The sequence below is a fragment of the Ferruginibacter sp. genome, assembly GCF_031430955.1.
Lineage (GTDB): Bacteria > Bacteroidota > Bacteroidia > Chitinophagales > Chitinophagaceae > Ferruginibacter.
This window is the reverse complement of record NZ_JANPCM010000361.1, coordinates 1-5,257: the sequence shown is the minus strand read 5'-3', so window position 1 is coordinate 5,257 and position 5,257 is coordinate 1. Positions and strand designations below refer to the sequence as shown.

Here is a 5,257-nt window from a genome sequence, read left to right as displayed (position 1 = left end):
ATACGGCTGCCCTGCGCTACATAAGGAATGCCAGTGGTATTATATAATGTATGTGTCATACCGGGCACAATTTTTTCGCCGAATGACCATTGACCTGATGTAGGGTTTGGAGCTGTTGGCCGTACACCATTTTCTCCCTGCCCATATTCCGTTTGATAGTCGGTGTAATCCAAAGGATTATCATTAATGTAATTAAGATTGTAAGTTACACCCAGCCCTTTAGCTTTACCTTTCGTTTTAGTAGTAACCATTATTACACCATCTTTTGCCCTTGACCCATAAAGAGCAGAAGCAGCAGCACCTTTTAACACAGTCATATTTTCAATATCATCAGGATTGATACTGGATAAGCCATCGCCACCATCAGATGTAACACCTCCTCCTTTTATACCGGCAGAGGTACCCTCATTAAAATTAGTATTATCAACTGGTACACCATTAATAACAATCAAAGGATTATTTTGTCCGGAAATAGAAGACTGGCCACGTATACGGATTTTTGATGAACCTCCGGGACCAGTACCCAGACTTGAAATATTAACCCCTGCCACTTTTCCCTGCAATGCATTAAACGGATTTGCCGTTCTATTAATAGTAAGTTCTTCTGCCTTAATATTTGATGCGGCATAACCAAGACCTCTTGATTGTTTACTAATGCCCAGTGCTGTTACCACTACTTCGGTAAGGCTACGATTCTCCGATATTAAAATCACATCAATAACATTACGTCCGGATACTTGTATTTCCTGTGTAATAAAACCAACAGAACTGAATAACAAAACAGCAGTTGAACCTGCCGTAATGCTATACTGCCCGGAAGCATTTGTAAAAGTACCGGTATTGGTTCCTTTTACAGATACTGTAATATTGGGAAGTGCTTTACCATCTCCATCAGTAAGTTTACCACTTACAGTTTGAGCAATAATTTGCAACGTAAAAAATAATAATAAGGAAAACGTAAAAAGTATTTTACGCATTGCCGACAGGTGCAATCGTTTTTTCATAATAGCAAGTTGGTTGGTTAATAATTTTAAATAAATTTTTTAACAGACTACAAAGTAGGGTTAAATAATCTCAATAAGCTTCCAATATTAAACACCGTTGAATTTTAAACATTTACTATGTATAGAAAGTTGATATTTGCAGCAAGGCCTAATAAAAAGCAGGAATAATAACTGTATATTAGTAAACCAATAACGATTGCATGAATCAGTTTTTTCTACAACAGGGAAATTCAAAAGAACTGCTTCCTTTTGCACATATACTGGAGTTTGCTATAAAACGAAACAATGCCGTTCAACTCAATTCTCTTAACAAAGCCGCTACAGTAAGCATACGCATTTATTATATTTTAGAAGGGAAATTTGAATGGGTCATCAACGATCATTATCATATTTTATATCCCGGTGATGTGGTACTCATACAGCCGGGCCATAATTTTGGGGGACAAAAGGGCGTACTGGATATTGGTAAACTTTGCTGGCTTTCTATTGAAGTTAACAAATCGATGCCAGATGAAAGGATGATGTTTGGCAAATGGAGCAGCCTGCCCAAAAATGAAATACTTGCCATAGGAAAAATATTAAGACTATGCAACACCCCTGTACTTTCAAGAGTAAAGGAAACAGGCAGAATATTCCATGAAATTCATCATGAACTGTTTAATCAGCAAATAGGATATACTACAAGAGTTAACCAGCTAATTGATGAGTTGTTTATTTTAATTGCCCGTAAACTCACGTTACAAAACAATACCCACCGTGATTTTCCGCAATCTTTTATACAGCTTGAACAAGCGCTTAGGCAAAACCTTTCGCATACATGGACGGTAGATGAAATGGCTGCAATGGTGGGTTTGGGCACCACCACTTTTACAGAAAAAGTAAAAAACTATTCTGGTTTTTCGCCATTAAACTATTTAATCACCATCCGTATTTCTGAAGCCATAAAATTATTAAAGCAAAATAATTTAAGTGTAACTGATATTGCTTTGGATATCGGCTTTTATTCATCGCAGCATTTTGCTACTACTTTTAAAAAGTTAACCGGGTATACCCCCAGCGATTTTAGAAAAAAAAATATTTCCAATGAGCAAGATTAATTCTGCCAGAAAAGTATGTGTAATTACCATTGAACTCGGCACAAATGCTGTTCGGGTTTTTGCATTTGATTTAGTGGGTAACATGATAGGCTCTGCAAGAGGAGCTTATCCCAGTTTTCATCCACAACCCGATTATAGTGAGCAGGATCCCGAACAATTATTTATTACTATGTTGTATGTACTCAAAAATTTTCTTACAGAAAAAGTACATGCCGAAAAGTATAAAGTTATTAATCTCTGTTTTAGTGCATCTATGCATAGTGTACTTGCCATTGATAAAAATGGTGTACCACTTGGTAATGCCATTACATGGGCAGACAACAGAGGTAAAAAAGAAGCCTCTTTATTAAAAAACAGTTCATTGGGCAAAACAATATATAAAGCAACTGGTACTCCCATTCACCCCATGTCGCCATTGGTAAAAATTGCCTGGATGAAAAACCAGGATAAAGAACGGTTTAAAAAAACAAGCAAATTTCTTTCCATTAAAAGTTATATTATTCAGCAATTAACAGGTGAATATGTTATTGACTACAGCCTGGCTTCGGCAACTGGTTTATTTAATATACATAAAATGAAATGGGATGCAGAGGCATTGGCCTATGCTGGCATTACAGCAGCTAAATTACCCGAACTGGTTTCTGTATTTCATTCTGCCGGTAAACTGCGAAAAGAATATCAAACATCATTAGGGCTTAGCGCCGATACAAAAATAATTACAGGATCAAGCGATGGCTGCATGGCCACATTGGGTGCAGGAGTTTGGGGAGAAGGTAAGGCCACAGTAACCATTGAAGATAGTGGCGCTATGAGAGTGGTAGGCAAAGAAATTTTAAAAGATGATAAGCAACGGTTTTTTAATTATGTATTAAATGAAGAATATTATGTGAGCGGCGGACCTACTAATAACGGCGGGGTAATTTTTGAATGGTTTGCAAAGCAGTTTGGCGATTTTAAATATGCCTATGATATTGAAAACTGTATGGAAGAATTAATAAACGATGCATCAAAAGTTGAAGCAGGTTCAGATGGCTTATTATTTCTACCCTATTTACTGGGCGAAAGAGCACCGATATGGAATGCCAATGCAAGGGGTGTTTATTTTGGTTTAAACATTAATCATGAACAAAAACATTTTATAAGGGCAACTATTGAAGGCATATTGTATGAAATGTTCAGTATTGGAAAAACATTGGAAGAACACCGCAGTATAAAAAGCCTTTCGGTAAACGGCAGCTTTGCTACCATTCCATTTTGCAGCCAGTTAATCGCAGATATTTTTAACAAGCCTGTTGGCATCAGTAAAAATAAAAGCAGTGTAGGGTTAGGTACTTTTTTATTAAGTGCAACAGATATGGGCATTTATAAAAGCCTTGATGAGGCCGCAAGAAGTGTGGAATTTTCCACAACATTTAAACCCAACAAACAAAACAATTCCATTTATAAAAAATATGCAGACATATTTGAAAAACTAAGTACAAAATTTAATGCAGAGTTTGAAGCAATAGCTAACCTTCAGCAAAAGAATAAATAAAAATTAACCGGTAACATAAAACGATTGAAATATGAAAAAACTTAGCGTGGTCTTTTTCCTGGCATTATTAATAGCTGTGCAATGCAGCGCACAACAAGTAACGCCAACACCCGAACAAATAAAAGCCTATACACCCGAATGGAAAGGCGAACGATTTGCCGATGGCCGGCCTAAAGTGTCTGATAAATTATTGGAGCGTTTAAAATCTGTTCATCTTGAAGAAGCTTGGGGCATTCTTCGGAACAAAGGTTATCAAAATCAATTTGAAGGCGACTGGATAGTTATGCACGACGACTCGGCAATGACAGGAAGAGTAGTAACTGCACAATACTTTCCGCTGCGGCCAGATGTTGATAAAATTATAAAAGATAAAGGCAAAACCGAAGGCCGTATTGGCGCAACAAATTCGTGGCCCATTGATGTGCTTAAAAACGGCGACATCTATGTGGCAGACAGCTATGGAAAAATTGTTGATGGTACACTGATAGGTGATAACCTGGGTAATGCCATTTATGCAAAATCATTACGCGGCGTAATTTTTTATGGCTCGGTACGGGATGTGGAAGGCCTGGAAGAAATAAAAGGTTTTAATGCATGGACAAAAGGTAACGACCCTTCTTATATACAACAAATGATGCTGAGCGGAATTAATGTACCTATACGCATTGGCAGGGCTACAGTATTACCCGGCGATGCGGTGCTGGCAAAAAAGAATGGTGTAATATTTATTCCTGCTCACCTCTTGGAAGATGTGGTGTTGAATGCAGAATTTATTTCATTGAAAGATGCCTTTGGCCATCAGCGATTACGTGAGGCAAAATATACACCGGGGCAAATAGATACTCAATGGACAGATGAAATAAAAAAAGATTTTTTAAAATGGATAGATGATAACCCCGGTAAAATTCCAATGACAAGGCAGGAACTGGATCAGTATATGAAAGACAGGACATGGTAAAAAGTACTTAGTACCCTGCAATCATACTATAATTTAAAACTCAACACTTAAAACTTTTCTTATGACAGCATCACAAAAATATTTAGCCAAACTGGGTTTAAAAGATAATGATATTACAGAGGAGGAAGCCATACCCAAAGAACAGGAAAATGGTCGCCGTTCCTTTTTTAAAAAAGCAACCATGGGTGGCATTGCATTTGGCAGCGCTCTTGCTTTTTCGCCTATTGAAGATATTATTGCACAAAGTACGCAAAAGGTTAGCCGCAATTCAAGCCCCTCAGATCTGAAGATAACCGATATGCGTTATTGCCTAACGGCTGTAATGGGTGGCACTGCAATTATTCGTATTGATACCAACCAGGGCATATATGGATTAGGTGAAGTAAGAGATGCAGCCGATGTACGTTATGCCCTTATGCTTAAAAGCCGCATACTGGGAAAAAATCCCTGTAACGTAGAACAAATATTTAAATCGGTAAAACAGTTTGGCGGGCAGGCCCGGCAGGCTGGCGGTGTATGCGCTGTTGAAATGGCGCTGTGGGATATTTGTGGTAAAGCTTATAATGTACCCTGCTGGCAACTGCTTGGCGGCAGGTATCGTGATAAAATAAGAATTTATGCGGATACACCAGAAGCTTCATCTCCCGAAGAACAAAAAAAATTA

4 protein-coding genes and 1 pseudogene are annotated in these 5,257 nt (G+C 37.9%); 4 read left to right on the top strand and 1 reads right to left on the bottom strand.

Features of this window, described 5'->3' with window-relative positions; all coding sequences use genetic code 11:
- Positions 1–1,004 (bottom strand): TonB-dependent receptor plug domain-containing protein (locus ACY65O_RS10275; RefSeq protein ID WP_462220764.1); only part of this gene is annotated, 1,004 nt, incomplete at its 3' end.
- 200 nt (positions 1,005–1,204) lie between these two features.
- Here ACY65O_RS10275 and ACY65O_RS10270 point away from each other — a divergent pair.
- The 4 genes and pseudogenes from ACY65O_RS10270 to ACY65O_RS10255 all read left to right on the top strand — a co-directional run.
- Positions 1,205–2,101, top strand: coding sequence for an AraC family transcriptional regulator (locus ACY65O_RS10270; RefSeq protein WP_462220763.1), 897 nt, complete (start codon positions 1,205–1,207; stop codon positions 2,099–2,101).
- Positions 2,088–3,635, top strand: a complete 1,548-nt coding sequence (locus ACY65O_RS10265) for a gluconokinase (RefSeq protein WP_462220762.1) — start codon at positions 2,088–2,090, stop codon at positions 3,633–3,635. The genes ACY65O_RS10270 and ACY65O_RS10265 overlap by 14 nt, the downstream gene beginning before the upstream one ends.
- 31 nt (positions 3,636–3,666) lie before the next feature.
- Positions 3,667–4,593, top strand: coding sequence for an RraA family protein (locus tag ACY65O_RS10260; RefSeq protein WP_462220761.1), 927 nt, complete (start codon positions 3,667–3,669; stop codon positions 4,591–4,593).
- 61 nt (positions 4,594–4,654) lie between these two features.
- Positions 4,655–5,257, top strand: a pseudogene (locus tag ACY65O_RS10255) (mandelate racemase/muconate lactonizing enzyme family protein); the annotation flags it as partial.

What these genes read in the sequence shown, in the direction of transcription:
- ACY65O_RS10270 (WP_462220763.1), top strand. Translation starts at nt 1,205, where the DNA reads ATGAATCAGTTTTTTCTACAACAGGGAAATTCAAAAGAACTGCTTCCT.
- ACY65O_RS10265 (WP_462220762.1), top strand. Translation starts at nt 2,088, where the DNA reads ATGAGCAAGATTAATTCTGCCAGAAAAGTATGTGTAATTACCATTGAA.
- ACY65O_RS10260 (WP_462220761.1), top strand. Translation starts at nt 3,667, where the DNA reads ATGAAAAAACTTAGCGTGGTCTTTTTCCTGGCATTATTAATAGCTGTG.